The organism is Pseudoclavibacter sp. Z016, from assembly GCF_002931215.1.
Classification (GTDB): domain Bacteria; phylum Actinomycetota; class Actinomycetes; order Actinomycetales; family Microbacteriaceae; genus Pseudoclavibacter.
This window is the reverse complement of the sequence record NZ_PSTU01000013.1, coordinates 156,653-183,387: the sequence shown is the minus strand read 5'-3', so window position 1 is coordinate 183,387 and position 26,735 is coordinate 156,653. Positions and strand designations below refer to the sequence as shown.

Annotated in this window: 22 protein-coding genes; 18 read left to right on the top strand and 4 right to left on the bottom strand. The window is 68.9% G+C overall.

The window, feature by feature from the left end; translation table 11 throughout:
- Nucleotides 1-99: 99 nt before the first annotated feature.
- From C5B99_RS19340 to C5B99_RS12635, 3 genes are all read left to right on the top strand, one after another.
- Nucleotides 100-723 carry a DUF4190 domain-containing protein gene (locus tag C5B99_RS19340; RefSeq protein WP_104242614.1) on the top strand — a complete coding sequence of 208 codons (624 nt, stop codon included), beginning with the start codon at nucleotides 100-102 and terminating at the stop codon, nucleotides 721-723.
- Nucleotides 724-879: 156 nt separating this feature from the next.
- A complete protein-coding gene (locus tag C5B99_RS12640; protein ID WP_104242612.1) occupies nucleotides 880-1,698 on the top strand; it encodes a DUF4190 domain-containing protein in 819 nt (272 codons plus the stop codon).
- A gap of 101 nt (nucleotides 1,699-1,799) precedes the next feature.
- On the top strand, nucleotides 1,800-2,531 hold the full coding sequence (locus C5B99_RS12635; RefSeq protein WP_104242610.1) for a hypothetical protein: 732 nt from the start codon (nucleotides 1,800-1,802) through the stop codon (nucleotides 2,529-2,531).
- A 30-nt stretch (nucleotides 2,532-2,561) separates the two neighbouring features.
- On the opposite strand, the gene C5B99_RS12630 is transcribed toward C5B99_RS12635, so the two are convergent.
- Nucleotides 2,562-3,752: a class I SAM-dependent methyltransferase gene (locus tag C5B99_RS12630; RefSeq protein ID WP_104242805.1), complete on the bottom strand. Its 1,191-nt coding sequence runs from the start codon at nucleotides 3,750-3,752 to the stop codon at nucleotides 2,562-2,564.
- Between the two features lie 138 nt (nucleotides 3,753-3,890).
- Here C5B99_RS12630 and groES point away from each other — a divergent pair, with 138 nt between their 5' ends.
- From groES to C5B99_RS12585, 9 genes are all read left to right on the top strand, one after another.
- Nucleotides 3,891-4,184, top strand: coding sequence for a co-chaperone GroES (gene groES, locus C5B99_RS12625; protein WP_068479200.1), 294 nt, complete (start codon nucleotides 3,891-3,893; stop codon nucleotides 4,182-4,184).
- Nucleotides 4,185-4,317: 133 nt separating this feature from the next.
- Entirely contained in the window at nucleotides 4,318-5,256 is a 939-nt protein-coding gene (gene rarD / locus C5B99_RS12620; protein WP_258063279.1) for an EamA family transporter RarD, read from the top strand.
- Nucleotides 5,257-5,373: 117 nt separating this feature from the next.
- Nucleotides 5,374-6,879: an IMP dehydrogenase gene (gene guaB, locus C5B99_RS12615; RefSeq protein WP_104242608.1), complete on the top strand. Its 1,506-nt coding sequence runs from the start codon at nucleotides 5,374-5,376 to the stop codon at nucleotides 6,877-6,879.
- A gap of 81 nt (nucleotides 6,880-6,960) precedes the next feature.
- On the top strand, nucleotides 6,961-8,085 hold the full coding sequence (locus C5B99_RS12610) for a GuaB3 family IMP dehydrogenase-related protein (protein ID WP_104242606.1): 1,125 nt from the start codon (nucleotides 6,961-6,963) through the stop codon (nucleotides 8,083-8,085).
- Nucleotides 8,086-8,174: 89 nt separating this feature from the next.
- Nucleotides 8,175-10,019, top strand: coding sequence for a glycerol-3-phosphate dehydrogenase/oxidase (locus C5B99_RS12605; RefSeq protein WP_104242604.1), 1,845 nt, complete (start codon nucleotides 8,175-8,177; stop codon nucleotides 10,017-10,019).
- Nucleotides 10,019-10,969 (top strand): SURF1 family protein, encoded by a 951-nt coding sequence (locus C5B99_RS12600; RefSeq protein ID WP_104242602.1) that lies wholly within the window; start codon nucleotides 10,019-10,021, stop codon nucleotides 10,967-10,969. The genes C5B99_RS12605 and C5B99_RS12600 overlap by 1 nt, the downstream gene beginning before the upstream one ends.
- Nucleotides 10,970-10,974: 5 nt before the next feature.
- The gene (locus C5B99_RS12595; RefSeq protein WP_104242600.1) at nucleotides 10,975-11,514 is read left to right on the top strand and encodes a DUF3817 domain-containing protein; all 540 of its coding nucleotides are present in this window, start codon (nucleotides 10,975-10,977) and stop codon (nucleotides 11,512-11,514) included.
- A 54-nt stretch (nucleotides 11,515-11,568) separates the two neighbouring features.
- A complete protein-coding gene (gene guaA / locus C5B99_RS12590; protein WP_104242598.1) occupies nucleotides 11,569-13,158 on the top strand; it encodes a glutamine-hydrolyzing GMP synthase in 1,590 nt (529 codons plus the stop codon).
- A 394-nt stretch (nucleotides 13,159-13,552) separates the two neighbouring features.
- Nucleotides 13,553-14,443, top strand: a complete 891-nt coding sequence (locus C5B99_RS12585) for a hypothetical protein (protein WP_228496624.1) — start codon at nucleotides 13,553-13,555, stop codon at nucleotides 14,441-14,443.
- Nucleotides 14,444-14,517: 74 nt separating this feature from the next.
- Here the strand turns inward: C5B99_RS12585 and C5B99_RS12580 are convergent, their stop codons facing one another.
- Both C5B99_RS12580 and C5B99_RS12575 read right to left on the bottom strand, forming a co-directional pair.
- Nucleotides 14,518-15,396 (bottom strand): Bax inhibitor-1/YccA family protein, encoded by an 879-nt coding sequence (locus C5B99_RS12580; protein ID WP_104242596.1) that lies wholly within the window; start codon nucleotides 15,394-15,396, stop codon nucleotides 14,518-14,520.
- A gap of 108 nt (nucleotides 15,397-15,504) precedes the next feature.
- The gene (locus tag C5B99_RS12575) at nucleotides 15,505-15,924 is read right to left on the bottom strand and encodes a DUF3054 domain-containing protein (protein ID WP_104242594.1); all 420 of its coding nucleotides are present in this window, start codon (nucleotides 15,922-15,924) and stop codon (nucleotides 15,505-15,507) included.
- A gap of 38 nt (nucleotides 15,925-15,962) precedes the next feature.
- Between C5B99_RS12575 and C5B99_RS12570 the strand changes: the two genes are divergently transcribed.
- Nucleotides 15,963-16,988, top strand: a complete 1,026-nt coding sequence (locus tag C5B99_RS12570) for a glycerophosphodiester phosphodiesterase family protein (protein WP_104242592.1) — start codon at nucleotides 15,963-15,965, stop codon at nucleotides 16,986-16,988.
- A gap of 122 nt (nucleotides 16,989-17,110) precedes the next feature.
- On the opposite strand, the gene C5B99_RS12565 is transcribed toward C5B99_RS12570, so the two are convergent.
- The gene (locus C5B99_RS12565; RefSeq protein ID WP_104242590.1) at nucleotides 17,111-18,067 is read right to left on the bottom strand and encodes an aldo/keto reductase; all 957 of its coding nucleotides are present in this window, start codon (nucleotides 18,065-18,067) and stop codon (nucleotides 17,111-17,113) included.
- A 58-nt stretch (nucleotides 18,068-18,125) separates the two neighbouring features.
- On the opposite strand from C5B99_RS12565, the gene C5B99_RS12560 reads away from it, so the two are divergent.
- The 5 genes from C5B99_RS12560 to C5B99_RS12540 all read left to right on the top strand — a co-directional run bounded on the left by C5B99_RS12560 (nucleotide 18,126) and on the right by C5B99_RS12540 (nucleotide 26,690).
- Entirely contained in the window at nucleotides 18,126-20,585 is a 2,460-nt protein-coding gene (locus C5B99_RS12560; protein WP_104242799.1) for an ATP-dependent helicase, read from the top strand.
- Between the two features lie 165 nt (nucleotides 20,586-20,750).
- The gene (gene sucC / locus C5B99_RS12555) at nucleotides 20,751-21,920 is read left to right on the top strand and encodes an ADP-forming succinate--CoA ligase subunit beta (RefSeq protein WP_104242588.1); all 1,170 of its coding nucleotides are present in this window, start codon (nucleotides 20,751-20,753) and stop codon (nucleotides 21,918-21,920) included.
- A gap of 32 nt (nucleotides 21,921-21,952) precedes the next feature.
- Nucleotides 21,953-22,837, top strand: a complete 885-nt coding sequence (gene sucD / locus C5B99_RS12550) for a succinate--CoA ligase subunit alpha (RefSeq protein WP_068479974.1) — start codon at nucleotides 21,953-21,955, stop codon at nucleotides 22,835-22,837.
- 170 nt (nucleotides 22,838-23,007) lie between these two features.
- Nucleotides 23,008-24,873, top strand: a complete 1,866-nt coding sequence (locus C5B99_RS12545) for an ABC transporter ATP-binding protein (protein WP_146082006.1) — start codon at nucleotides 23,008-23,010, stop codon at nucleotides 24,871-24,873.
- Nucleotides 24,870-26,690, top strand: coding sequence for an ABC transporter ATP-binding protein (locus C5B99_RS12540; protein ID WP_104242584.1), 1,821 nt, complete (start codon nucleotides 24,870-24,872; stop codon nucleotides 26,688-26,690). Before C5B99_RS12545 ends, C5B99_RS12540 begins: the two co-directional genes overlap by 4 nt.
- Nucleotides 26,691-26,735 lie beyond the last annotated feature (45 nt).

Here is a 26,735-nt window from a genome sequence, read left to right as displayed (position 1 = left end):
ATCCTGCGGGATGACGAGGCCGAGGCCATGGGGATGACGTGCCGTTGAGCAGGTCGCCGTAACGTTGGAGCATCTCATCACCTCTCGAAAGGAGCGGACATGACCTGGTCGACACCAGATGGCCCCGTCGAGCGGATACCGGCCCCGAACGTCGCCGCGCAGCCCGTCGGCGAGCCGTGGGAAGCGCGAGGCGACACCCCCGGGGCCGGCAACGGGAACGGCTCCGGGCACGACTCGGGCTACCGGCAGGATCCGGGCTACGGGCAGGGTTTCGGCTACGGCCAGGATTCGGGCTACGGCCAGGACGCCGGCTACGGCCACACCGCGCCGAGCGACAGCTGGGGCCCTGGCGGCAACGCGGCGCAGGCGGCCCCCTCGCAGCACCTCGCCTATCCGGTGACGCCCTACGTCCAGGCGCCGTACACGGCACCTCGACCGGCCGGTGCCGGGACGCTGACCTTGAGCGTAGTGGCCCTGTGTCTGAGCGGAGGGTCGTTCTTCGTCTCGCTGATCCCCATCCTCCAGTTCGTCTGGTGGATGGTCGGGATCGCTGGCATCGTGTGCGGCTTCATCGCGCTGCGTCGCGAGCCGCGCGGACGGGCGCTCGCCATCACCGCCATCGTGCTCGGCTTCATCTCGGTCTTCGGGCTCCTGCTCCTGCTTGTCCTCGCCCTCCTCTTCTTCGGGGGAATCGGACTGCTCGGAGGCCTCAGCTCTTACTGAGCGTGGTCTTTCCTGAACCTTGTGTGACGGTTCCCAGTCAAACCCTGGGAACCTAGGACATGGGCGTGCGCCACTGAAGGCGTCGCCGCTTGCTCCACGCACGTGAACACCAGCCTCAACCGCCGCGAAATCGGCTGAACCGGAAGGAGCTCCGCAATGAGCGACAGCAACGCAACCCCAGGTGACAAGCCACGGCTCCCGGAGGACGACAGCACACCTCCCCAGTACGAGGCACCGGCCGCCTACACGCCGCCTGCTGAGTCGGTCGACTACTCCGCCCCGGCAGCCACCGGCACCGACTACACGCCGCCCTCCGTCTCGGGCACCGACGCTTCGACCCCGGCCGCGCCGTACTCCGACTCCTCCGCACCCTCAGCGTCGGGCAGCGGGTACACGCCGCCGGCCGCGCCTGGCTCTGGTTCCGACTACTCGGCGCCTTCGGCATCCGGCATCGACTACTCGGCTCCCTCGTCATCCGGCAGTGGCTCCACGCCGCCCGCAGCATCCGGTTCGGTGAGCTACACGCCGCCGAGCGAGCCAGCCGCGGCACCGGGCGCAGCTCCCTACGGTCAGGCTCCATCCGCGAGCCAGGCTCCCGCCGGCGCAGCTCCGGCATATGGCGCTCCGCAGTCGCAGGGGCAGCCGCAGGGCTATGGGGCGCCGCAGGGGTACGCGACGCCCGGCTACCCGGCGCAGTCCGCTGCTCCCAAGCGCACGCTCAGCATCGTCGCGCTTTCCCTCGGCGGTGCGGGCATCCTGCTCACCTTCGTCACGGCGTTCCTCGGGCTTCCCCTCGGTATCGCAGGTCTGGTCTGCGCCATCATGGCCAAGTCGCGGGAGCCGCAGGCCGGCCCGCTGCGCGTCTGGGGCCTCTGGGTCTCGATCGCAGCCATCGTGCTGTCGGTGATCGTGGCGATCATCGGCATCGTCGTCGCCGCCATGTTCATCGGCGACATGTCGTCCTACGGATACTGACCACCCGCTGCAAGAACTGGCAGGAGTGCGGGTGGATGCATCCGCCCGCACTCTAAGCTTGTTCAGCACCTGCAGCCTTGTCGACGACTGAGAAGGACACCATGTCTGACCCGAACGGCCCCCAGTACCCGCAGCAGCCCCACCAGAACGGCCAGTCGCAGACCGGCCAGCCCCCTTTCGGCGCGCAGCAGCCCGGCCAGGGCCAGTACGGCCAGGGGTCGTACGGGCAGTCTCAGCCGCAGTACGGGCAGCAGAACGATCAGCAGTACGGCCAGCAGCAGCCCGGGTATGGCCCGACTGACGGCGGTTACGGCCAGCAGCAGCCTGGGTACTCTGGCTATGGCGCTCAGCAGCCGTCCGGTCAGCAGCAGGCTCCTGCGCAGCAGGGCTATGGCCAGCCGCAGCAGAACCAGTTCGGGCAGCCGCAGTACGGTGCCCCGCAACAGGATCAGTTCGGGCAGCCCCAGTACGGCGCCCCGCAGCAGGGGCAGTACGGGCAGCCGCAGCACGGTGCTCCGCAGCAGGGGCAGTTCGGGCAGCAGCCCGGCCAGCAGTTCGGCGTGCAGGGATACGGCCAGCAGCCGAAGGCTCCTGCGCCGGTGCTCGGGATCATCGGCGTGGCGCTCGGCGCGCTCTCGCTGCTCCTCCTCCTGCTTCCCGGGTGGGCGTACATCGTGGCCCTGGTGCTCGGTCTCGGCGCCGTCGGGCTCGGAATCGCCGGGCTTCGCGCCCCGAAGGGCCTCGGACGCACCCTTGCCGTCGTGGGCCTCGTGGCGGGTGGCCTCGCGGTCCTGCTCGCCATCGTGACGCTGGTCGTGGTGCTGGTCGTCTAGGCACGAGACGCGCCGACGGCTCGGCTGGCCTCAGCTGAGCCGATCGGCGAGGATGGCGACGCGCTTGTCGCCGATCCTCGTGAGGATGAGCACCGCGGACGCGTCTCCCTTGAGCGAGAGCTTCCGCCTGAACTCCGCAGGGTCGATGTCGACCCCCCGTTTCTTGATCTCGAGCACGCCGATGCCTCGCTTCCGCAGCTCGCCCTTGAGCGACGATGCATGCAGGGGCAGCACCTCTCGGACCGAGAACGCGCTCGCGAACGGCGTCGGCGTGAAGTGCTCGGCGGTCATCCACGCGATGCTCTCTGAGATCATCGACGCTTCGAGCGACCGTGCGAGGTCGCCGATGAGGCGAGCGCGGATGATCGCCGCGTCCGGCTCGTAGAGCACGGCACCCAGCGCAGCGACGTCCGCGTCCCGGACGTCCTCGACGGTCGTCAGCTCGGCGGTGCCATGCCTGCTGATCACGAGGGCCGAGCGGCGGATGCCCGCCCTCGCCGTGCCGTGCATCCACACCGTCGCCTCGACGAGGTCGCCGTTGGAGGACACCCACTGCGTCTCCGCGTCCTCCGGAAGGTACGCGTGGTCGATCCCCGGTCCCAGCTTGATACCCGTCGGGCGCTCGCGGCCTGCGGCGAAGACGAAGTCGAGGGATGGGCTCCAATCCGCCGGATCGAAGTGGCGTGCCGTGCTCCCGCCGTTTGTGGTCCTGCGGGCCGGATCGAACCAGAGCGCATCGAAGGCATCCAGGTCCACCTCCTCGGCGCGGTCGTGCCTGACCTGCGCGTTCGGAAACGGGGCCAGGTTGTGGGCCGCGATAGCAGCCGTGACCTCGTCGACGTCGAACGCGGTGACCTCGAGCCCGAGCGATGCGAAAGCCATGGAGTCCGCGCCGATCCCGCAGCCGAGGTCGGCCACGCTCACGGCGCCGGCCTGCCTGAACCGGTTCGCGTGGTGCGCCGCGACTTGCAGACGCGTCGCCTGCTGCAGGCCAGCGTCGGTGAAGAGCATCCGCTCGGCGAACGGGCCGAACTTGGCGGATGCCCGCCGCCGGAGCTTCGCCTGCGTGACGACGGCGGCGACGACGTCCGCGGACCCTCCTGCCGCGCGCAGCCTCGTCACCAGGGCGAGCGCGTCTCCCGCCGACTCGACGGGCGGCGCGTCGTCGAGCAGGGTCATCGCCTCCGGTGTGAGGAGGGCCAGGAGTTCGTCGCGTTGCACCAGCACTACGCTACCGGCGTACGCCACGAGACGTCGCCGCGTTGCAGTCGTCGCCGCCTGGCCCCTACACTCTGAGTTAGCACTCTCATGGGGAGGGTGCTAATTCTGAACTTCCTATCGCTGAGAAAGAGGTCAACCGTGTCGGTGAACATCCAGCCGCTCGAGGATCGCATCGTCATCAAGCAGGTCGAAGCCGAGCAGACCACGGCTTCGGGTCTTGTGATTCCGGACACCGCCAAGGAGAAGCCCCAGGAGGGCGAAGTCGTCGCAGTCGGCCCCGGCCGCATCGATGACAACGGAAACCGCGTGCCGCTCGACCTCGTGGTCGGCGACAAGGTCATCTACTCCAAGTACGGCGGAACCGAGGTCAAGTACGGCGGCGAGGAGCTCCTTGTGCTCTCCGCTCGCGACATCCTCGCGAAGATCGTCTAGTCTCCTGACCTTCTGAGGCCGAGCCGGTTCGGGCGGTCTCATCTGCAGGAGCAGCATCGCGCATGGCGCCCACCCCTCGAGGTCGGGCGCCATTCGTGTTCCAGGGGCCCGACGTCGGGCGTACGATCTCGAGGTGACGGAATCTCCTCGGTCCGGCCTCTGGCTGGCGTTCAGCGCGTACGCGCTCTGGGGCTTCATGCCCCTCTACGTCGTGGCGACCGCTCCCACGACGCCCGTGGAGCTCATCGCGTGGCGCATCATCCTGAGCGTCGTGTTCTGCCTGCTCGGCGTGCTCGTCATGCGGGCCTGGCGTCCGTTCCGGGAGCTCATCTCGAAGAAGCGGGTCGTGCTCGGCCTCGGCGTCGCCGGGGTCCTGGTGTCGGCGAACTGGCTGTTCTACGTGCAGGCGGTCGCGACAGGCCACACCCTCGACGCCGCGCTCGGCTACTTCCTCAACCCGATCGTGTCCGTCGCGCTCGGGCTGGTCTTCCTCCGCGAGAAGCTCAGGCCCCTGCAGTGGGTCGCCGTCGGGCTCTCTCTCCTCGCCGTGCTCGTGATCTCGCTCGGCTACGGCCGCATCCCGTGGCTCGGCCTGGGCGTCGCCATGACCTTCGGGCTGTATGGGCTCGTGAAGAAGCGGGTGGGGGTCCAGGCGGATGCGCTCTCCGGACTGGCGGTCGAGACGACGCTCATCATGCCCATCGGCGCGATCTGCCTGCTCTGGACGGTGCTCTTCGGCGGCGGCATCACCTTCGGCTCCGTGTCGGCGGTCAACACGGGCGTCCTGCTCTTCGCGGGCGTCGTCACGAGCGTGCCGCTCCTGCTGTTCGCGGCGGCCGCCAGGAGGCTGCGCCTCATCGAGCTCGGACTCATGCAGTACATCGCGCCGATCCTGCAGTTCGTGCTCGCCGTGGCGGTCTTCTCGGAGCCCATGCCGCTCGAGCGCTGGATCGGGTTCGCGATCGTCTGGGTCGCCCTCATCCTCTTCACGATCGACCTCGTGCGCACGGCTAGACTTGGCGCCAAGATTCCCTCGGTCGCGGACGAACTCGGTCCACCGACACGAGGCTGATGAGCTGAGGGTCCCGGGAATGCGTCCGGGGTCCTCGCTGTTCCATCACCACTGAGCTGTTTCCCGATGCACGAGGATGCCGCCGAACGGCGCATCCCAGATACCTCCTGGAGCGTAATGACCGAGTCGGACCCCTTTGGCTTCACCGGATTGACCTACGACGATGTGCTGCTGCTTCCCGGGCACACCGACGTCATCCCGTCTGAGGTCGACACGACGACACGGCTGACGCGCGGCATCACCCTGCGCGTCCCGCTCGTCTCGGCGGCGATGGACACGGTCACGGAGGCCCGCATGGCGATCGCCATGGCGCGCCAGGGTGGCATGGGCATCCTGCACCGCAACCTGTCGATCGACGACCAGGTCGAGATGGTCGATCGCGTGAAGCGCTCCGAGTCCGGCATGGTGACGAATCCGGTGACGACGACTCCCAACGCGACGGTCGCGGAGGTCGATGAGATCTGCGGGCAGTACCGCGTCTCCGGCCTGCCGGTCGTCGACGAGGAGACGGGCAAGCTCGTCGGCATCATCTCCAACCGGGACATGCGATTCGTGCCCGAGTCGGAGAAGCGCACGACCCGCGTGCACGAGGTCATGACGGGCGAGGGCCTCGTGACCGGTCCCGTCGGGATCTCCGGTGACGACGCCTACAAGCTCCTCGGCAAGCACCGCATCGAGAAGCTGCCGCTCATCGACGACGAGGGCAAGCTCGCCGGCCTCATCACGGTGAAGGACTTCGACAAGAGCGACAAGTACCCGAACGCGACGAAGGACGACGCCGGGCGCCTGCGCGTGGGCGCGGCGATCGGCTTCTTCGGCGACGGCTGGGAGCGCGCGGAGCGCCTCGTGGCTGCCGGTGTCGACGTCCTCGTCGTCGACACGGCGAACGGCCAGTCGGCCGGCGTGCTCGACATGATCCGCCGCCTCAAGAGCGACCCGGTCATGGGCCACGTGCAGGTCGTCGGCGGCAACGTCGCGACCCGCGAGGGCGCCCAGGCGCTCGTGGATGCGGGTGCCGACGCCGTCAAGGTCGGCGTCGGTCCTGGCTCCATCTGCACGACGCGCATCGTCGCGGGAGTCGGCGTCCCCCAGATCACGGCCGTCTACGAGGCGTCGCTCGCCGCGACCCCGGCTGGCGTGCCGGTCATCGCGGACGGCGGCCTGCAGTACTCGGGCGAGATCGCGAAGGCGCTTGTCGCCGGCGCATCCGCAGTCATGGTCGGATCGCTGCTCGCGGGCACCGACGAGTCGCCGGGCGACCTCATCTTCGTCAACGGCAAGCAGTTCAAGAGCTACCGCGGCATGGGATCTCTCGGCGCCCTGCAGTCGCGCGGCGAGCGCACCTCGTACTCGAAGGACCGCTACTTCCAGGCGGACGTGCCGAGCGATGACGAGCTCATCGCCGAGGGGATCGAGGGCAAGGTCGCGTACCGCGGCTCGATCCGCCAGTCGGTGTTCCAGCTCACGGGCGGCCTGCGCCAGTCGATGTTCTACGTCGGCGCTCGCACCGTCGCCGAGCTCAAGGAGAAGGGCCGCTTCGTGCGGATCACCCCGGCAGGGCTGAAGGAGTCCCACCCGCACGATGTGCAGATGGTCTCGGAAGCCCCCAACTACCGTCGCTAGCAGCCTGATCGGCGCGGCGGGTCGGGGTCTCCCCGCCGCCGCGCCGCAGCAGCGAGCACCGCGGAGGGCTAGGCTAGGCAGGTGACTGAGATCGAGATCGGCCGCGCAAAGCGAGCCCGCCGCGTGTACTCCTTCGACGATGTGGCCATCGTGCCATCGCGGCGAACCCGTGACCCGGAGGACGTGTCCATCACGTGGAAGATCGACGCATTCACGTTCGATATCCCGCTCATCGCAGCCCCTATGGACTCGGTGATGTCGCCCGAGACCGCGATCGGCTTCGGCAAGCTCGGCGGCCTCGGCGTGCTCGACCTCGAGGGCCTGTGGACTCGCTACGACGACCCGGCCCCGCTGCTCGCGCAGATCGCTGATCTGCCGGCGAAGCAGGCGACGGCCAAGCTGCAGGAGATCTACCGGGAGCCGGTCAAGGGCACGCTCATCAAGGAGCGCCTGCAGCAGATCCGCGAGGCCGGAGTGCCGGCCGCCGGCGCACTCTCCCCGCAGCGCACGCAGCAGTTCATGAACGATGTGCTCGAGGCCGGCACCGACCTGTTCGTCATCCGCGGCACGACCGTCTCTGCAGAGCACGTGTCTCGCAACCAGGAGCCGCTCAACCTCAAGCAGTTCATCTACGAGCTCGACGTTCCCGTCATCGTCGGCGGTGCGGCGACCTACACGGCAGCGCTGCACCTCATGCGCACCGGTGCCGCTGGAGTGCTCGTCGGCTTCGGCGGGGGAGCGGCCTCGACCACCCGTCGGGTGCTCGGCATCCACGCACCCATGGCGACGGCCATCGCCGACGTCGCTGGCGCGCGCCGCGACTACCTCGACGAGTCCGGCGGACGCTACGTGCACGTCATCGCCGACGGCGGCATCGGCACCTCCGGCGACCTCGTGAAGGCCATCGCATCAGGCGCGGACGCCGTCATGATCGGTGCCGCGCTCGCGCGTGCCACCGACGCTCCGGGTCGCGGCTGGCACTGGGGTGCCGAGGCACGCCACGAGAAGCTCCCGCGCGGCAACCGCGTGCAGGTCGGCCAGGTCGCGCCCATGGCGGAGATCGTCGCCGGCCCCGCCGAGAGCGCCGACGGCATCTCGAACCTCACCGGCGCGCTCCGCCACTCGATGGCGACGACCGGCTACTCGGGGCTCAAAGAGTTCCAGCGAGCCGAGATGGTCGTCGCGCCCTACACGCCGACCGCCTGATCAGGACGACTGAGCCGCCTGACGGCTTGGCCGAAGGTTGAGCGTCCAGACTTCCCCCACAAGCAGCAACTGAGAACGAGGAGCAGGTTATGGCGAACAGCGTCTCTCGAAGCGACAAGCTCGGCCCCCAGGAACGCGCGGCGGCTATCGAGTCCCTCAAGACCAAGAACCTCGACGTGCTCGTCGTCGGTGGCGGCGTGGTCGGCGCAGGTGCGGCGCTCGACGCCGTCACGCGCGGCCTGAGCGTCGGCATGGTCGAGGCGCGGGACTTCGCGTCCGGCACGTCCAGCCGCTCGTCGAAGCTCATCCACGGTGGCATCCGCTACCTCGAGCAGATGGACTTCGGGCTCGTGCGCGAGGCGCTCCTCGAGCGCGGGCTGCTGCTGCAGCGCCTCGCGCCGCACCTGGTCAAGCCCATCCGCTTCCTCTACCCGCTGAAGAACCCGCTCGAGCGGTTCTACATCGGGGCCGGGATGCTCATGTACGACCTCTTCGCGAAGACCGGCGAGGTGCGTCCCGGTGTGCCGATGCACCGCCACTACACCCGCGGCCAGGTCGCGAAGATGTCGCCTGGGCTCTCCAAGAACGCCTTCTCCGGCGGTCTCACGTACTACGACGCCGGCGTCGACGACGCTCGCTTCGTCGCCGTTCTCGCCCGCACCGCATCGTTCTACGGGGCGCACGTCGCTCCGCGAGTGCGCGTCGAGGGCTTCCTGAAGGTCGGACAGCGCGTCGTCGGCGCGCAGGTCGTCGACCTCGAGACCGGCGAGCGGTTCGAGATCCGCGCCAAGCAGGTCGTCAACGCGACCGGCGTGTGGACCGATGACACGAACAAGATGGTCGGCGAGCGCGCGTCGTTCCGCGTCCGCGCGTCCAAGGGCGTGCACCTCGTCGTCCCACGCGACCGGTTCCAGTCCGCGTCAGGCCTCCTGCTGCGCACGGAGAAGAGCGTGCTCTTCGTCATCCCGAACGGCCGTCACTGGATCATCGGCACGACCGACACCGACTGGAAGCTCGACAAGGCGCACCCGGCAGCGACGGCCGCCGATATCGACTACATCCTCGAGCACGTCAACGAGGTCCTCGCGGTGAAGCTCACGCGTGCCGATGTCGAGGGCGTGTACGCCGGGCTCCGCCCGCTGCTCTCCGGGGAGTCGGAGGAGACGTCGAAGCTCTCGCGCGAGCACATGGTGGCGCACTCGGTGCCGGGCCTCGTGCTCATCGCCGGCGGCAAGTACACGACCTACCGCATCATGGCGCAGGACGCCATCGACGCCGCGGCCGACGCCCTCGACGGCAAGATCCCCGCCTCCACGACGAAGGACATCCCGCTGCTCGGCGCCGTCGGCTACAAGGCCGCCTGGAACCGCCGCGGCAAGATCGCCCGCGCCTTCGGCCTCCACCGCGTGCGCATCGAGCATCTCCTCAACCGCTACGGAACCCTGACGGACGAGATCCTCGACCTCATCCGCCAGAACCCGCAGCTGGCCGAGCCGATGCCGGGCGCCGACGACTACCTGCAGGCGGAGATCACGTACGCCGCGACGCACGAGGGTGCCCTGCACCTCGACGACGTGCTCGCGCGACGCACGCGCATCTCGATCGAGGCGTGGGACCGCGGCATCTCGGCCGCGCCCGTCGCCGCGCGGCTCATGGCGGAAGCCCTCGGCTGGGACGAGGAGCGCACGCAGCGCGAGATCGACACCTACGTCGAGCGCGTCGCAGCGGAGCTCGCGAGCCAGGAGCAGCCCGACGACGAGTCGGCGGACCGCATCCGCCTCGAGGCGCCTGACATCGACTCCGTGCTGGGTCACGCCGGCGACAACACGCCGTTCGGCACGGCCCCGTCGCTGCCGATGATCGAGGTCGACGAGACCGTCGACGTCGAGGCGGCAACCGTCAAGGCGGAGTCGAAGGACGCTCAGAAGTCGTAATGTCCGCAGCTGTCCGCGCCCAGGCCGCGCCGCCGTCGATGGGTCGAGTGCTTGTACGCCCCAAGTGGCTGGGTGTCCTTGCGCTCGCCCTCGTCGTCGCGTCGATCTTCGCGTGGCTCGGGCGCTGGCAGCTGGAGTCCGCGTTCCTGTCGCTGGAGCACGGTCGCACCGTCGCCGAGGAGGCCACGCAGCCTCCCGTCGGCCTCGGTGAGCTGGCTCAGCCCCAGGAGCGGGTGGCCGATGCCGCCGTCGGGCGTCAGGTGACGTTCGAGGGCACTGTGGACGCGCGCGACTTCGATGTCGTCGCCGATCGTCTCCAGGGCGAACTGCTCGGCTACTGGGTGATCGGGCACGTCGCCGTCACCGACGACGAGGCCGGCGCATCCTCGGATGCCGCTGTCGCACCGGGTCTCGCCGTCGCGCTCGGGTGGACCGAGGACGAGGCCTCCGCTCGAGAGCTCGTCACGGCGCTGCAGGGCTCGGGGCGAGGCGCAGAGCTTCCGCTCTCCGGCAGGCTCGAGTACGGCCAGGCGCCGCAGGTGAATCGCGGCGAAGACGCGCAGGCACTCATCTCCATGGCCCCGACGCACCTCATCAACCGCTGGGTGGAACCGGCGGCCCAGAACTACGGCATCTACGTGAGCCTCGACGAGGCGTCGATGCAGGCTGTCCTCGGGGAGTCCGCGAGTGCCGCCCCGCTCGACGCGATCACGCCGCAGGCGCTCGAGGCCCCGCAGCTGAACTGGCTGAACATCTTCTATGCCATCGAGTGGGTGCTCTTCGCGGGGTTCGCGATCTTCATGTGGTGGCGCCTCGCTCGCGACGAATACGAGAAGGAGCGACGTGAAGCCGCCGAGGCTCCCAGTGTGCTGGCCGAGCAGCTCAAGCGCGACCGGCTGAAGGCCATGCTGGACGAGCGAACGAAGCGCGAGGCCGTTCGCCTAGACTAGAGGTCATGCCTCACGACGCCCTCCTGACTGCCAACCCCGGTTTCCGACGGGCGCTCCGTTTCTATCAGGTGACGGCCTACGTGACCGGCATCCTTCTCTTGCTGCTGTGCGTCGAGATGTTCCTCAAGTACGTCTTCCACCTCGAGGTCGAGGCTTTCGGCCCGTTCGGGGTCATCGCGCTGGTCCAGGAGGACACGACGACGGCGCTCAACCTGAGCCTCTGGGTGCTCATCGTCCACGGCTGGTTCTACGTCGTGTACCTCATCGCCTCGTATGTGCTGTGGCAGCAGATGCGCTGGCCCATCGTGTGGCTGATCGCCATGGCTGCCGGCGGCATCGTCCCGTTCCTGTCGTTCATCACGGAGTGGTTCATGTCGCGCCGGGCGAAGCGCGACCTCGTGCTCCGCGAAGAGCAGCGACTCGCCGAAGCCGGCGAGGAGCAGCAGCTGCGTGCGTTCGAGGCGAGCCTGAGCGAGGCAGAACGCGAACAGCTCGACGCCGATGTGCAGCAGTCGCTCTCCGAGCACCAGCGCCGCACGAAGTAGCCCCACACCACCGCAGTCGCACCGAGTTCTCTCCGCACCACCCGAAAGGTGTCCATGGCAACCACCGACCAGCAGGCCACAGACCAGCGCCCAGTGCTCGTCGTCGATTTCGGCGCGCAGTACGCGCAGCTCATCGCGCGGCGCGTCCGCGAGGCGAGCGTCTACTCGGAGATCGTGCCGCACACGATCTCGGCAGAAGAGGTCGCCGAGAAGAACCCCGTCGGCATCATCCTCTCCGGCGGCCCCTCCAGCGTGTACGCGGAGGAGGCGCCCTCCCTCGACTCCGGCATCCTCGAGCTCGGCGTTCCGACGCTGGGCATCTGCTACGGATTCCAGGTCATGGCGACGCAGCTCGGCGGCGAGGTCGCGAAGACTGGCCGTCGCGAGTACGGCTCGACGGCGGTCAAGCTCGAGGCCGGAGCTTCGACGCTCCTCGACGGCCAGCCGGGCGACCAGACCGTCTGGATGAGCCACGGTGACTCGGTGGCGCGCGCCCCCGAGGGCTTCACGGTGCTCGCGACGACCGAGGACACGCCTGTCGCGGCCTTCCAGAACACCGAGCGAGGGCTCTACGGCGTGCAATGGCACCCCGAGGTGCTGCACTCTGAGCACGGCCAGGCACTCATCGAGGGATTCCTGCACCGTGCGGCTGGCATCCCGAGCGACTGGACGCCCGCCTCGGTCATCGACGAGCAGGTCGCGCGCATCCGCGAGCAGGTCGGCGACGCCAAGGTCATCTGCGGGCTGTCCGGCGGTGTCGACTCGGCAGTCGCAGCCGCCCTCGTGTACAAGGCCGTCGGCAGCCAGCTCACGTGCGTCTTCGTCGACCACGGCCTTCTCCGTCAGGACGAGCGCCGCCAGGTCGAGGAGGACTTCGTCGATGCGATCGGCGTGCGCCTCGTGACCGTGGATGCGCGAGAGCAGTTCCTCACGGCGCTCGCGGGCATCACGGATCCCGAGGCGAAGCGCAAGGCCATCGGGCGTGAGTTCATCCGCAGCTTCGAGCAGGCAGAGGTCGACCTCATCAAGGAGGCCCAGGAATCGGGGGAGCGCATCCGCTTCCTCGTCCAGGGAACCCTGTACCCCGACGTGGTCGAGTCGGGCGGCGGCACCGGAACCGCGAACATCAAGAGCCACCACAACGTCGGCGGTCTCCCCGAGGACATGCAGTTCGAGCTCGTCGAGCCGCTGCGCACGCTGTTCAAGGACGAGGTGCGTGCGGTCGGCCGCGAGCTCGGTGTTCCCGAGCCGATCGTCGCACGTCAGCCATTCCCTGGCCCTGGCCTCGGCATCAGGATCATCGGCGAGGTCACCCAGGAGCGGCTCGACCTGCTCCGCGAAGCCGACGCGATCGTGCGTCAGGAGCTGACGGCCGCGGGCCTCGACACGGAGATCTGGCAGTGCCCGGTCGTCCTGCTCGCCGATGTCCGCTCGGTGGGCGTGCAGGGTGATGGGCGCACCTACGGCCACCCGATCGTGCTGCGTCCCGTGTCGAGCGAGGACGCCATGACGGCCGACTGGACCCGCCTGCCGTACGACCTGCTGGCCCGCATCTCGAACCGCATCACGAACGAGGTCGACGACGTGAACCGGGTTGTGCTCGACGTGACGTCGAAGCCGCCGGGGACCATCGAGTGGGAGTAGCTCTCGACGAGGGCTGAGGCGGACGGGGATGCACCATGTGCATCCCCGTTCGTTCATTTTGTGCCATCTGGTGAGAGATCTGCGCACTTTTGTGGCGGCGTTCGTCGAGCCCACGATGGTGACCCTCCGAGGGCGATACGCGGGGTGAAAAACCTCCGGGCAATTGTGCCCGGACATAAATGCCTGGTAGTAGAGGTCAAAAACGGAGTAGACGAAAGGTTTTCGGTTTTTCGGTGGTCGATTCCGGATTTTCGAATCGGGATTTTTCGGCTCCACGCTCGTGAAAAGGCACACTCCACGGCGAAAGATGTTGCTGGCCAAGGTCGTTGGGTAGTGGCATGGTTGGGGTAATTCACGACTGGCAAGTTCCCCTTCAGTTCAGAGAGTTCGCGACATGGCGCCACGATTCCCCACCGATCCGCACCCCCAGGTACCGGCAGAGACGGGCGTGCTCCCATCCCTGCCACGAGAGGAGCTGCCGTCCGGCCACCTCGTGGACCACGCGCTCCTCCAGGACGCCGCGAATCAGCTCGCAGAGGTGAATCCCGATCACGGTGTCTCCGTCGAGTACCAGGGTCAGTGGGTCTCCGTCATGCCCGGGGAGCACATCGAGATCGGTCGCGACGCCGACATCCGGCTCGACGCCAACCCGTTCCTGCACCGCAAGCTCCTCCGCATCGCCGCGAAGGACGGGCTCTGGTTCGTGGCCAACATCGGCACGAGGATGACGCTCAGCGTCGTCGACGGCTCTGGGCGAGTGCAGGCCAGGCTCCTCCCTGGCGGGCGGATCCCGGTCGTCTTCGAGCGCACGAGCATCCACTTCTCGGCGGGCGAGCGCCACTACGAGGTGAAGATCCACGCGGTCTCACCTGTCTACATGGACCTTCCCGCAGGCTCCGGCTCCACGGTGGAGGCTCCAGGACGCGAGGCCAGCCACATCGCGCTGACGCCCGCGCAGCGGCTCCTGCTCCTCGCCCTCTGCGAATCGGTGCTGCTTCGAGGTGAGAAGGGGCTCGGCGACATCCCCACGAGCGCCCGAGCAGCTGAGCGGCTCGGCTGGACCGTCACCGCCTTCAACCGCAAGCTCGACAATGTCTGCGAGAAGCTCGACCGCGTCGGCGTCGAGGGGCTCCGGGGAGGGGCACGCTCGTACGCGACCAACCGGCGCGCTCGCCTCGTCGACTACGCCGTGCGCAATCGTCTCGTCTCCGAGGACGAGCTCTACCTCCTCGACATCGACCCGGAAGCGGGGATCGACGACCGGACGCTGCCTGCGCGGCGGTAGCCGCAAGCCCGCCCGAACGACAGAATGGCCGCTCCGGAAGGAGCGGCCATTCTGTGTTTCGACGACGTGCTGCGCTAGTTGTTGCCGCGCAGGATCGCGAGGACGCGGATGATCTCGACGTAGATGAAGACGACGGTCGAGACGAGGCTGTAGGCACCGATCCAGCCGTACTTGCGGGGAGCTCCGCCTTCGACGCCGTTCTTGATGAGCTCGAAGTCCATGACCAGCATGTACGCGCCCATGAGGACAGCGAAGATGCCGAGGATGACGCCGAGCGGGATGCCGAAGACCTCCATGGAGCGCATGCCCCAGGGGCCGGCAGCGCTCTGGAAGCCGAACATCATCATGCCGAAGTTGATGAGCGAGAAGAGCGCGTAGCCGAGCATGGCGACGAGCACGATCTTCGTCATACGGGGCGAGGTGCGGACCTTGCCGAAGCGGAACAGCACGAGCGTCACGGCGACCACGGAGAACGTCGCGAGGACGGCCTGCATGGCGATGCCCGGGTACAGCTGCTCGAGGATCGAGGAGAGCCCGCCGACCAGGAGGCCCTCAGCCGCCGCGAAAGCGAAGATGAGGCCGGTCTTCGGCTCGCGCTGGAACGCCAGCACCAGCGAGAGCACCAGGGCGCCGATGGCGCCGATGATCATCAGCATGGGGACGAACCACGCGACCGCTGCCGCGACGAGCACGATGCCGAAGAGGCCCGCGGTCTTGGCGATGGTGTCCTCGTAGGACATCCGGTCCATCTGGTCGGGGCTCGCAGGGGGCGCCTGGAACTGCGCGTTCAGCTGCTCGGCCGTGAGGGGCGCGGGAGGCTGCTGACCGTGAGTTGGCGCGGACTGCGCCCTCCCGAATTGGGGAGCGGTGGGCGCCTGGCCGAACTGTTGGCCGTGCTGCCTGCGTGCCTCCCCGTTGAAGTAAGGGTTGCGTTCTAGCGCGGAATTCGCCATGGCTGTCCGTGAGTCCGTTCTGTCTCGAAGGTCAAGATGCCCGCCGTAGACGGGGTTGCCGGGATTCTAGCGAAAGAGTTCGTGAATCCAGCCTGGAGCTGTGCGCCGTCAGCGGACACTCGGCGAGCGAGGTGCGCTCGCGCGTGCATCCCGGCCGGTGCCGAGGAGGATGCGCGGAAGCAGCAGGAACGCGCCGAGCACGATCGATGCGACCACGACGAACGCCGTCTCCGCCGTGTCTCCGACGAGGAGGCGGAGCAGCATGCCGCCACCGACGGTGACGACCCAGATGAACGCTCCAGACGGGAGCGGACGCCACGGCCTCCACCTGAACAGCGTCACGAGCACCCAGCCGACCAGGAGCGCGAGCACAAACGGCCAGCCCGTGGTCACGATGCCGGCCAGGGACAGCCCCTCGGAGTGACTCATGCGCCCGATGACCGCGAAGACCACGACGAGCAGGAGATCCACGATGAGTGGGAGCGCGTAGCCGCCGCCAGCGCGATAGATCGAACGTGTACGCCGCATGACACCAACGGTACGCCGGGGTACGACATACTGCGCGCGTGAACGCGCCCATTCACCAGACCTCGCCCCTCCTCATCGGCCACAGAGGGGCTCCAGCCCATCTCCCTGAGCACACCATCGACGGCTATCTCCTGGCCCTGCGGCAGGGGGCCGACGCGCTGGAGCCGGATGTGGTCCCGACCCGCGACGGGGTGCTCCTCGTGCGGCATGAGCCCCTGCTCGGCGAGAGCACCGACATCGGGGCGAGAGCCGCCGAGTTCGGCCCCGCTCGGCGAGCGTGGACGCCGGACGGCACGGTCACCGACTGGTTCGCCCACGACTACACGTGGGAGCAGCTGCGCACGCTGAACGCTGTGGAGCGAATCCCGGGCCTCCGCCCTGCGAACACCGCGTTCGACGGGCAGCTGCCGATGCTCCGGCTCCGCGAGCTCGTCGAGCTCCTCGCCGAGCGGCGGACGAACGCGGGCCAGCGGCCTCGCCTCGTGATCGAGCTCAAGCACGCGAGCTGGTTCCGTGCGCTCGGCTTCGACCTCGTCGAGCTCCTCGACAGGGAGCTCGCCGGTCTCTGGGGCTCGCCCGTGCTCGACGCCCTCGTGCTCGAGAGCTTCGAAGGGGAGGTGCTGCGCGAGGTGCGGCGACGCGGCGTGGCCGAGGGCGCATCCCTCGTCTATCTCATCGACAGCGAGGGGGTTCCCGACGACCGGCGGGTCCGAGACGGCGCTGTGGCTCTCGACTACGCGAGCGATCTCACCGACCGGGGGCTGGATGCGGTCGCGGAGTGGGCGGACGGCATCAGCCCAAGCCACCTGCTGCTCGGGATCGCGGATGAGGCAGGCGCGGTGCATCCGGAAGCGGGGCTGAGCCTGGTCGGCCGCGCCCACGCGAGGGACCTGCGGGTGTTCACGTGGACGCTGCGGCCAGAGGACCACTTCCTGCCTCCCGCGCTCGCGGGCAGACCGGAGGCCTACTGGCGCGGCATCCTGCGGACCGGCGTCGACGGGGTCTTCGCGGATGCGCCCGGTCGTGTCCGGGCGCTGATCGACGAACTCCACCCGACTCGGTGAGGCAGCCCAGACGAGAGAAGCGCCAGGCGACAGAGGTGCCAGACGACAGAGGTGCGAGAGATGCAGGCTCCCGGTGCGGGGAGCCTGCATCTCTCGCACCTCTCTGGCGCTCGGGTCGGGAGTCAGGCCTTCGCGGAGACCCTGTCGAGCGTCTTCAGCTCGTCGTCGCTGAGCTTGAGCGTGAAGGCGTCCGTGATGAGCGGCAGCTGCGCGGCCGTGCGTGCGCTTGCGATCGGCGCCACGACGCCGGGCTGAGCGGCGAGCCACGCGAGCGCCACGGTGCCCGGCTGGGTGTCGTGGCTCTTCGCGATGGTGGCGACCGCATCCGCGATCGCGTAGCCGTGGTCGTTCCGGTACTGCTCGACGGAGCTCGCGCGGGCCGACTCGACCTCGACGTCCCTGCGGTACTTGCCGGTCAGGAAGCCGTGCGCCAGCGCGAAGTACGGGACGACGCCGATGCCAGCCTCGCGGGCCAGCGGCAGCAGCTCGCCTTCGATGTCGCGCTCGAGGAGGTTGTACTCGGGCTGCAGGGCCGTCGGCTGGTGCAGGCGACCGCTCTCGACCGCCGCGAGCCACTCGCGCAGCCGAGGCGGCGAGTAGTTCGAGACGCCGATGGCCGTGATCTTGCCGGCGTCGACAAGCTCGGAGAACACGGCGGCGGTCTCGGCGATGGGCGTCTCCGGGTCGTCGCGGTGCGCGTAGTAGAGGTCGATCCGCTCGACACCGAGGCGCTCGAGGCTGTCGTCCACGGCAGCGCGAACGTTGTCGGCGCTGAGACCCGGCCGCTTCGCGAACTGCGCGACCTTGGTCGCGATGACAAGATCCTCCGGGCGACCGCGCGAGCGGAGCCACTCGCCGATGATGGTCTCGGATTCCGCGCCTGAGTTGCCAGGAACCCAGGCAGAGTAGACGTCGGCGGTATCGATGAAGTTGCCGCCGGCCTCGACGTAGGCGTCCAGGATCGCGAACGACTCGTCGCGGTCGGCCGTCCAGCCGAAGACGTTGCCGCCGAGGGCGACGGGAGAGACGGAGAGCGTCCCGCCGAGCGCGCGACGGGCGGGGGAGAGCTGCGTGGTCAAGGTGATTCCCTTCCGCGGCCTCCGCGATGTCGGTGGCCGCACCTACAATCAACGAGTCATGACGCTACTGCCACCTGTCTTCGATCCCTCTGAAAACGACCTCCTCGACGGACTCAATCCGCAACAGAAGGAAGCCGTCACCTATCGCGGCCCCGCGCTGCTCATCGTGGCGGGCGCGGGCTCCGGCAAGACGCGGGTGCTCACCCACCGCATCGCCGGTCTCATCGCCTCCCGTGAGGCCTGGCCGAGCCAGATCCTCGCGATCACCTTCACCAACAAGGCCGCCGCCGAGATGCGCGAGCGCATCCAGCACATCGTAGGAGGTGCGGCGGATGGCATGTGGATCTCCACGTTCCACTCGGCCTGCGTGCGCATCCTGCGCCGGGAGGCCGACAAGTTCGGCTTCACGACGAGCTTCACGATCTACGACTCGGCCGACTCGAAGGCCCTCATCAAGCGCATCGTGAAGGCCCTCGAGGCCGACGTGCTCGGCTTCACCGTGTCGAGCGTGCAGTCGCGCATCTCGAAGCTGAAGAACGAGCTCACCGATGTCGACGGCTTCGCCCGCCAGGCCAACATGAGCGACCCGCGCGACGCGATGTTCCTCGACATCTACCGGCAGTACACCCAGTCGCTGCGTCGCGCCAACGCCTTCGACTTCGACGACCTCATCTCGCAGACGGTGTGGATGCTCCGCGCCTTCCCCGACGTCGCGGCCCAGTACCAGCGCCGGTTCCGCCACGTGCTGGTCGACGAGTACCAGGACACGAACCACGCCCAGTACTCGCTCATCCGTGAGCTCACGCGCTCGGTGGAGCCGCAGCACGTGCCGCACGACACCCGGATGGAACTCGACGCGAACGGCGGCATCCCTGGGGCCTCGCTCACGGTCGTCGGCGACTCCGACCAGTCGATCTACGCCTTCCGCGGCGCGGACATCCGCAACATCAGCGAGTTCGAGCGCGACTTCTCCGACGCGAAGGTGGTGCTCCTCGAGCAGAACTACCGCTCCACGCAGAACATCCTCTCGGCCGCCAACGCGGTCATCCGCAACAACTTCGACCGCGTCGACAAGAAGCTGTGGTCCGACGGAGGCGAGGGGGCGAAGATCGTCGGCTTCACTGGCTTCTCCGCCCACGACGAGGCGCAGTTCGTCGCGGATGAGATCCACAAGCTCCGCGACGCCGGCCAGAGCTACAACGACATGGCCGTCTTCTACCGCACCAACGCGCAGACGCGCGCGCTCGAGGAGATCTTCATCCGCTCCGCCGTGCCCTACCGCCTCGTCGGCGGCACGAAGTTCTACGAGCGCGCCGAGATCAAGGACCTCATCGCGTACCTCACGGCCCTCGTCAACCCGGCCGACGAGATGTCGACGAGGCGCATCCTGAACTCCCCGAAGCGGTCGATCGGACCGGCGACGGAGACCGCGATCTGGGACTTCGCGAACCGGTACGACATCACGTTCCGCGACGCCATGCGCCGCGCGGGCGAGCTCGGGCTCGGGCCGAAGGTCACGGGTGCCATCGCGCAGCTCGCCAAGCTGCTCGACGACGCGACCGCCGGCCTCGACATCGACGCGCCGACCGGACGCAAGACGGTGAGCCAGACGCTGAAGACCATCGTCAAGGGCACCGGCTACCTCGAGAAGCTCCTGCAGACCGGCAACCCCCAAGACGAGGCCCGCGCCGAGAACGTCGAGGAGCTCATCTCGGTGGCCGCCGAGTTCGACAAGAACAACGCGGGCGGCTCCGTCATCGACTTCCTCACCGACGTCGCCCTCGTCGCAGCCGCCGACGACCTCATCGACGAGTCCGGGGCCGTCGTGCTCATGACGCTCCACACCGCGAAGGGGCTCGAGTACGACTCGGTCTTCATCACGGGAGTCGAGGAGGAGCTGCTGCCCCACCGCATCGCCGCAGACGAGCCAGGCGGTCCAGCTGAGGAGCGACGCCTTTTCTACGTCGGCATCACGCGTGCACGCAAGCGCCTGCACCTCTCCCTCGCCATGATGCGCTCGCAGTTCGGTGAGACGGCAGCCGCGCTGCCGAGCCGCTACCTCCAGGAGATCCCGTCCGAGCTCATCGAATGGAGGGTCTCGCCGGGATCCGCCGCAGGCAGGGGCGGCTTCGAGCAGCGATCGGTGGCCTCCGCTCGCAAGCCGCTCGGCAGCGAGGGGTACGGGACCGCGGGCGGCTACGGGCGCAGCGCCGCCGACGCCGGCAGTGCGGGCTTCTCCAGCGCCGTGCGCTTCCGCGACTCCGACGCGGGTCGCGAGACCGCCCCGAAGGCCAAGCCGAAGCAGAAGTGGATCAACGAGGTCACCGGACAGATGCGCGACAACAGCGGCATGGAGCTCGTCGCCGGCGACCGCATCACGCACGTCGACTTCGGTGAGGGCACCGTGCGCGCGATCCTCGGCAGCGAGGCGAAGCGAATCGCTGAAGTCGACTTCGACAGCGCCGGCCGCAAGAAGCTGCTCGTGAAACTCGCTCCGATCGAGAAGCTGGGCAACTGAGGCCCCCGCTGGCACTAGGCTGGACGACGGACGTGTTTTGCCGGGCGGCGGGCACACACTGCCTGCCGGCGATGCGGTCCGCTCTGCAAATTCTGAAGGCTCGAGCGCGAGAATCCGAAGGCTCGGGCGAACGAACGCGACGACGCGTCGCGGATGGGATGAAACGTGGATCTCTTTGAGTACCAGGCGCGAGATGTATTCGACGCCCACGGTGTTCCAGTTCTCCAGGGACTCGTGGCCTACACGCCCGAGGAGGCGAAGGCCGCAGCCGAGAAGATCGGCGGCGTCACCGTCGTCAAGGCACAGGTCAAGGTCGGAGGCCGCGGCAAGGCTGGCGGCGTCAAGCTCGCTAAGACCCCCGACGAGGCGTTCACCGCAGCCGAGGCCATCCTGGGCCTCGACATCAAGGGCCACATCGTCGAGAAGGTCATGATCGCGCAGGGCGCGGACATCGACCAGGAGTTCTACTTCTCCGTGCTCCTCGACCGCGCCAACCGCTCGTACCTCGCCATGGCGAGCGTCGAGGGTGGCATGGAGATCGAGCAGCTCGCCGTCGAGAAGCCAGAGGCGCTCGCTCGCGTGGCCGTCGACCCGATCCGCGGCATCGACGCAGCCAAGGCCGAGGAGATCGCGCGCGCCGCGAACTTCCCGGAAGAGCTCGTCGCCAAGGTCGCTGACGTCTTCGTCAAGCTCTACGAGGTGTACAACCAGGAAGACGCGACGCTCGTCGAGGTCAACCCGCTTGTCCTCACCAAGGGCGGCGACATCGTCGCTCTCGACGGCAAGGTCACGATCGACGAGAACGCCGAGTTCCGTCACGCCGACCACGTCGCGCTCGCCGAGGCAGCAGGCGGACTCGACCCGCTCGAGGTCAAGGCGAAGGCCCACGACCTCAACTACGTGAAGCTCGACGGCTCCGTCGGCATCATCGGAAACGGCGCTGGCCTCGTCATGTCGACGCTCGACGTCGTCGCCGGCGCAGGCGAGAAGCACGGCGGACAGAAGCCCGCCAACTTCCTCGACATCGGAGGCGGAGCATCCGCCGAGGTCATGGCCGCTGGTCTCGACGTCATCCTCGGCGACGAGCAGGTCAAGTCGGTCTTCGTGAACGTCTTCGGCGGCATCACCTCCTGCGACGCCGTCGCCAACGGCATCGTGGGCGCGCTCAACACGCTCGGCGACTCGGCCACGAAGCAGATCGTCGTCCGCATCGACGGCAACAACGTCGAAGAGGGTCGTCGCATCCTCGCCGAGGCGAACCACCCCCTCGTGACCGTCGTCGCCACCATGGACGAGGCAGCCGACAAGGCCGCCGAACTCGCCGCCCGCGCCTGAGTCGCCCGAAGAAAAGCAGAGAAGGAACAACAATGTCGATCTTCCTCGACGAGAACTCCAAGATCATCGTTCAGGGCATCACCGGCTCTGAGGGCTCGAAGCACGCCACGCGCATGCTCGAGGCCGGCTCCAACATCGTCGGAGGCACCAACCCCCGCAAGGCCGGGCAGACGCTCGAGCTCGCGGGCAAGGAACTCCCGATCTTCGGCACCGTGAAGGAGGCCATCGAGGCCACCGGCGCGAACGTCACCGTCATCTTCGTGCCGCCGGCCTTCGCCAAGGACGCCATCATCGAAGCCATCGACGCCGAGATCCCGCTTGCCGTCGCGATCACCGAGGGCATCCCGGTCAAGGACTCCTCCGAAGCCTGGTCGCACGCGCAGAGCGTCGGCAAGACGCGCCTCATCGGCCCGAACTGCCCAGGCATCATCTCCCCGGAGAAGTCGCTCGCCGGCATCACGCCCGCGAACATCACGGGTGCCGGCCCCATCGGCCTCGTCTCCAAGTCGGGCACGCTCACGTACCAGATGATGTACGAGCTCCGCGACCTCGGCATCTCGACCGCGATCGGCATCGGCGGCGACCCCGTCATCGGCACGACGCACATCGACGCCCTCGAGGCGTTCGAGGCCGACCCCGACACGAAGGCGATCGTCATGATCGGCGAGATCGGCGGAGACGCCGAAGAGCGTGCCGCCGAGTACATCAAGGCGCACGTGACGAAGCCCGTCGTGGGCTACGTCGCCGGCTTCACCGCCCCTGAGGGCAAGACCATGGGACACGCGGGCGCGATCGTCACCGGGTCCGCTGGTACCGCGCAGGCCAAGAAGGAGGCCCTCGAGGCTGCAGGCGTCCGCGTCGGCACGACGCCCACCGAGACCGCCAACCTCCTCCGCGAGGTCTACGCAGCGCTCTAGCGAGCAGCCGCAGAGCACGGCTCTGCACACGACGAAGTGGGCTGCAGCCCCGTGGAGACACGGGCTGCAGCCCATTCGTCTCACCGACGCGATGATCCCCCTCTCGCGGCGGGCACGTGAACCTGGCACCGCCGAGCGGTCGCCGTACCGAGATCTGAGACAGGATGCCCGTGACTCGACCCGAGTCGGCCCCAGCACGACAGAACGGTCACCCCGGCGCGCAGCCGGGCTCGAAGCCCGGAGGGCGTCCCGCGGCCCACTCCGGTGGACACCCGGGCGGCCGCCCTGGCGGCCATCCGGGTGCCGCGGTTCCGCTCGACGCGCGCGTCGTCGGTGCGACCCCGAGGGCGAGGATCGCAGTGCCCCTGGCACTCGGCTGGCTGCAGGCCCTGGCCCTGGCCGGAGTCCTGCTGCTCGTCGGAGGAGCACTCGACGGCATCCTCGCGGGGGAGGTGCCGAACGCGAGCAGCGTCATCCTCATGAGCGCTCTGGTCGTGGCGACCGCCGCTGCCGCCGCGGTCTCGACGGTCCTGGTCCAGCGCAGCAAGAACTCGACCGAACGTGCCCTGCGCCGGCTTCTTGTCGGCCAGCTCTTCGCCGTCGGGCCGCTGGCCCTCGGCCGGGAACGCACTGGCTCCCTCGTCAGCACGGCCACCGCCTCGATCGACCGGGCATCCGCCTACCGGGCTGGATTCCTCGGGCCGATCATCGCGTCGCTCACGACGCCGCTCCTCGTGCTGGCGGTCATCGCCGTCGCCATCGACCCGCTCACCGCTGGCCTCCTGCTGCTGCTCGTGCCGCTCATCCCGCTCATCATCATCGGGGTCCAGCGCGCGTTCCGTTCATCGACTGGCGCGTACCGGCGCAGCGCGGGTCAGCTCTCGGCGGCTTTCCTCAGCGCCATCCAAGGCCTCACGACCCTGACCCTCAACCGAGCCGCCGCGCGGACGGGTGAGGACCTGCGCGAGCGAGGTGAGCAGAACAGGCGCCGGGTCATGCGGCTGCTCGCCGGCAACCAGGTGCTCATCCTGGCGGTCGACGCCGTCTTCTCGCTCGCCATGATCACGGGCGCGGCGGGTCTTGCCGTCTGGCGACTCGGGGACGGCGCCATCACGCCGGGTCAGGCCGCGGCCCTGGTGCTGCTCTCGACCCTGCTGACGGGGCCCGTCGATATCGTCGGCCAGTTCTTCTACATCGGCATGACGGGTCGCAACGCCGAGCGGGAGCTGAGCGCCGCGGTCGCCGCTCGGCCCGTGTCCGACAGCGCGGCACCGGCTCCCGTCGGATCAGGCGGGGCGGCCGCGCTCGAGCTGCGCGGCGTCACCGCAGGCTACGAGCGAGGGCAGACGGTGCTCTCGGAGTACTCGCTGCGCATCGAGCCCGGGGAGCGGGTCGTCGTCACCGGCCCGAGCGGTTCGGGCAAGTCGACGCTCCTGACCCTGGCCCAAGGGCTCCTCGCACCTCGCGAGGGCATCGTGCTCGTCGGGGGAGAGCCAGCAGGCAGCTCACCGGCGCGGGCCGCGCTCGCCGTCGTCGAGCAGACCACGTTCCTCTTCACCGGCACCGTCGCCGACAACCTCCGAGTCGCGAAGCCCGATGCCAGCGACGACGAGCTGTGGGCTGCCCTCGCCGCGGCGGAACTCGGCGAAGACCTCGAGCGGTCCCCGGACGGCCTCGCGACGCAGGTCGGCGAGAGCGGTCTCTCGATCTCGGGCGGGCAGGCGCAGCGCGTCGCCATCGCCCGGGCGTTCCTGCGCGATGCGAGCGTGCTGCTCCTCGATGAGCCGACCGCCCAGGTCGACCTGCGCTCGGAGCGCCTCATCACGCGTGCGCTCGCGAAGCTGGCCGAGGGGCGAACGGTGGTCATGGTCTCGCACCGGCCGACCAGCATCCTGGCAGCCGACAGGGTCGTCACGCTCGAGGCGACAGCGACAGCGACAGCGACCGCATCGAGTCATTCTGCGGCCGCCGACGGTTCCCCCTCGGGGCTACCGCAGCACCCTGGCCACCCACACGTAAGGGGAGCGCGACGATGACCGCCGCATCCACTGCGCTCGACACTCGCCAGCCCACCAGGCCCCAGCTCGTCACCTGGCTGCTGCGCCAGACGGCGCCGCTGCTCTGGCCGCTGGCCCTCGCCACCGTGCTGCGGATCGTCGGCCAGCTCGCTGGCATCGCCATCCTGGTCGTCGCGATGCTCGGCGTCTCCGGGGTGCTGTCGCTTGCCGGCACGATCTGGACGATGGTCGCGCTCGCGCTCGGCAAGGCCGTCCTGCGCTACCTCGAGCAATTCAGCGGCCACTTCGTGGCCTTCGCCGCCCTCGCGCGTCTCCGGAACCTGTTCTACGCCAGGCTCGCGCCGCAGGCTCCCGCCGCGACCGAGGGCGCGGGCAGCGGCGAGCTGAGCGAACGCGGCACGCGCGATATCGACCGTGTCGAGGTGTTCTTCGCGCACACGGCTCCACCGGCGATCTCGGCCGTTGCTGTCCCCGTCACCGCGCTCATCTGGCTCGGCACCACTCAGGGCGCGGCGCTGGCCCTCGCCATCGCGCCGTTCGTCGCCTTGGTCGTGCTGGTCATCCCACTGATCGGGGGTCGAGCAGGCTGGCGCGCCTCGCAGGAGACCGTCGCCGCGAAGGGCGTCGTCGCCCAGCACGTCAGCGACTCCGTCCAGGGCGTGCGCGAGGTGCTCGCCTTCGAGCACGCCGAGGCTCGCCTCGCGGACATGGATGCGCGCGGTGAGTCGGGGGCTCGCGCCTCCGCGTTCGCCTCCCGCGTCGCCGCGCTCCGCGGTGGACTGGTCGTGCTGCTCCAATGGGCCTCAGTGCTCGCGGTGCTGCTCGTCGGGGGCACTGGCGTCGTGACCGGGAGCCTCGGCTACGAGCAGCTGCTCGTCGCGCTCGCGGTCGCCGTCGGGCTCTTCGTGCCGACCCGCGCCGTCGAGAGCTTCGTGACCGACCTCAACGCGTCGTTCGCGAGCGCCGCTCGCCTGTACGAGGTCATCGAGCGGCCGCCCTTGGTGACGGATGCGCTCGCCGACAATGCGTCGAAAGTCCAGCCCGCTCGAACCGACGTCGATGAACCCCAGCCGAATTCGGTGGCGCTCGCCTTCGAGGGCGTGACGTTCGCGTACCCGGTCACGGGCGGCTCGACCTCCGCTGCACCGAGGACGGTGCTCGATCGGGTCTCCTTCGAGCTGCGCGCGGGCGAGCACCTCACCGTGGTGGGGCCGTCCGGCAGCGGCAAGTCCACGATCGCGTCGCTCGCCCTCCGCTTCTGGGACCCGGATCTCGGGTCGGTGTCGCTGGCCGGCAGTCGTTACGGTGCTCCGCGACCCCTGCAGCGCATCCCGCTCGACGAGCTGCGCACCCGGATCGCACTCGTGCCGCAGCGTCCGTACCTGAGCGACGGCACGGTAGGGGAGAACGTGGCGCTCGCCCGACCTGACGCGAGTGACGACGAGATACTCAAGGCTCTGCGCGTCGCGGCCCTCGACGAGTGGGTGCGCGAGCAGCCGAAGGGGCTCGACACCCCGGTGCGGGAGCGCGGCGGCGGACTGTCTGGCGGGCAGCGGCAGCGCGTCGCGATCGCACGCGCCGTGCTGGCGAACCCGGAAGTGCTTGTGCTCGACGAGGCGACGAGCGCGCTCGACGGTGCCACCGAGCGCACCGTCCGCGCGCGCCTCGCTGAGTGGGCAGGGCAGCGCAGCATCCTCGAGATCAGCCACCGGCTCGACACGCTCGACGACACCGCTCGGGTCATCGTGCTCGACGCAGGTCGGGTCGTGGAGGAGGGGGCGCCCGACGGTCTCCGTGCCGCGGGAGGCCCGTTCCAGCAGCTCCTCGAGCGCTGACCTCCGCGCCGCCGAAACGCGCGGCAGGAAGCACCTGATCGCTGT

Coding starts and splice junctions, on each gene's coding strand:
- C5B99_RS19340 (WP_104242614.1), top strand. CDS start 100: ATGACCTGGTCGACACCAGATGGCCCCGTCGAGCGGATACCGGCCCCG.
- C5B99_RS12640 (WP_104242612.1), top strand. CDS start 880: ATGAGCGACAGCAACGCAACCCCAGGTGACAAGCCACGGCTCCCGGAG.
- C5B99_RS12635 (WP_104242610.1), top strand. CDS start 1,800: ATGTCTGACCCGAACGGCCCCCAGTACCCGCAGCAGCCCCACCAGAAC.
- guaB (WP_104242608.1), top strand. CDS start 5,374: ATGACCGAGTCGGACCCCTTTGGCTTCACCGGATTGACCTACGACGAT.
- C5B99_RS12605 (WP_104242604.1), top strand. CDS start 8,175: ATGGCGAACAGCGTCTCTCGAAGCGACAAGCTCGGCCCCCAGGAACGC.
- C5B99_RS12600 (WP_104242602.1), top strand. CDS start 10,019: ATGTCCGCAGCTGTCCGCGCCCAGGCCGCGCCGCCGTCGATGGGTCGA.
- C5B99_RS12595 (WP_104242600.1), top strand. CDS start 10,975: ATGCCTCACGACGCCCTCCTGACTGCCAACCCCGGTTTCCGACGGGCG.
- guaA (WP_104242598.1), top strand. CDS start 11,569: ATGGCAACCACCGACCAGCAGGCCACAGACCAGCGCCCAGTGCTCGTC.
- C5B99_RS12585 (WP_228496624.1), top strand. CDS start 13,553: ATGGCGCCACGATTCCCCACCGATCCGCACCCCCAGGTACCGGCAGAG.
- C5B99_RS12580 (WP_104242596.1), bottom strand. CDS start 15,396: ATGGCGAATTCCGCGCTAGAACGCAACCCTTACTTCAACGGGGAGGCA.
- C5B99_RS12575 (WP_104242594.1), bottom strand. CDS start 15,924: ATGCGGCGTACACGTTCGATCTATCGCGCTGGCGGCGGCTACGCGCTC.
- C5B99_RS12560 (WP_104242799.1), top strand. CDS start 18,126: ATGACGCTACTGCCACCTGTCTTCGATCCCTCTGAAAACGACCTCCTC.
- sucD (WP_068479974.1), top strand. CDS start 21,953: ATGTCGATCTTCCTCGACGAGAACTCCAAGATCATCGTTCAGGGCATC.
- C5B99_RS12540 (WP_104242584.1), top strand. CDS start 24,870: ATGACCGCCGCATCCACTGCGCTCGACACTCGCCAGCCCACCAGGCCC.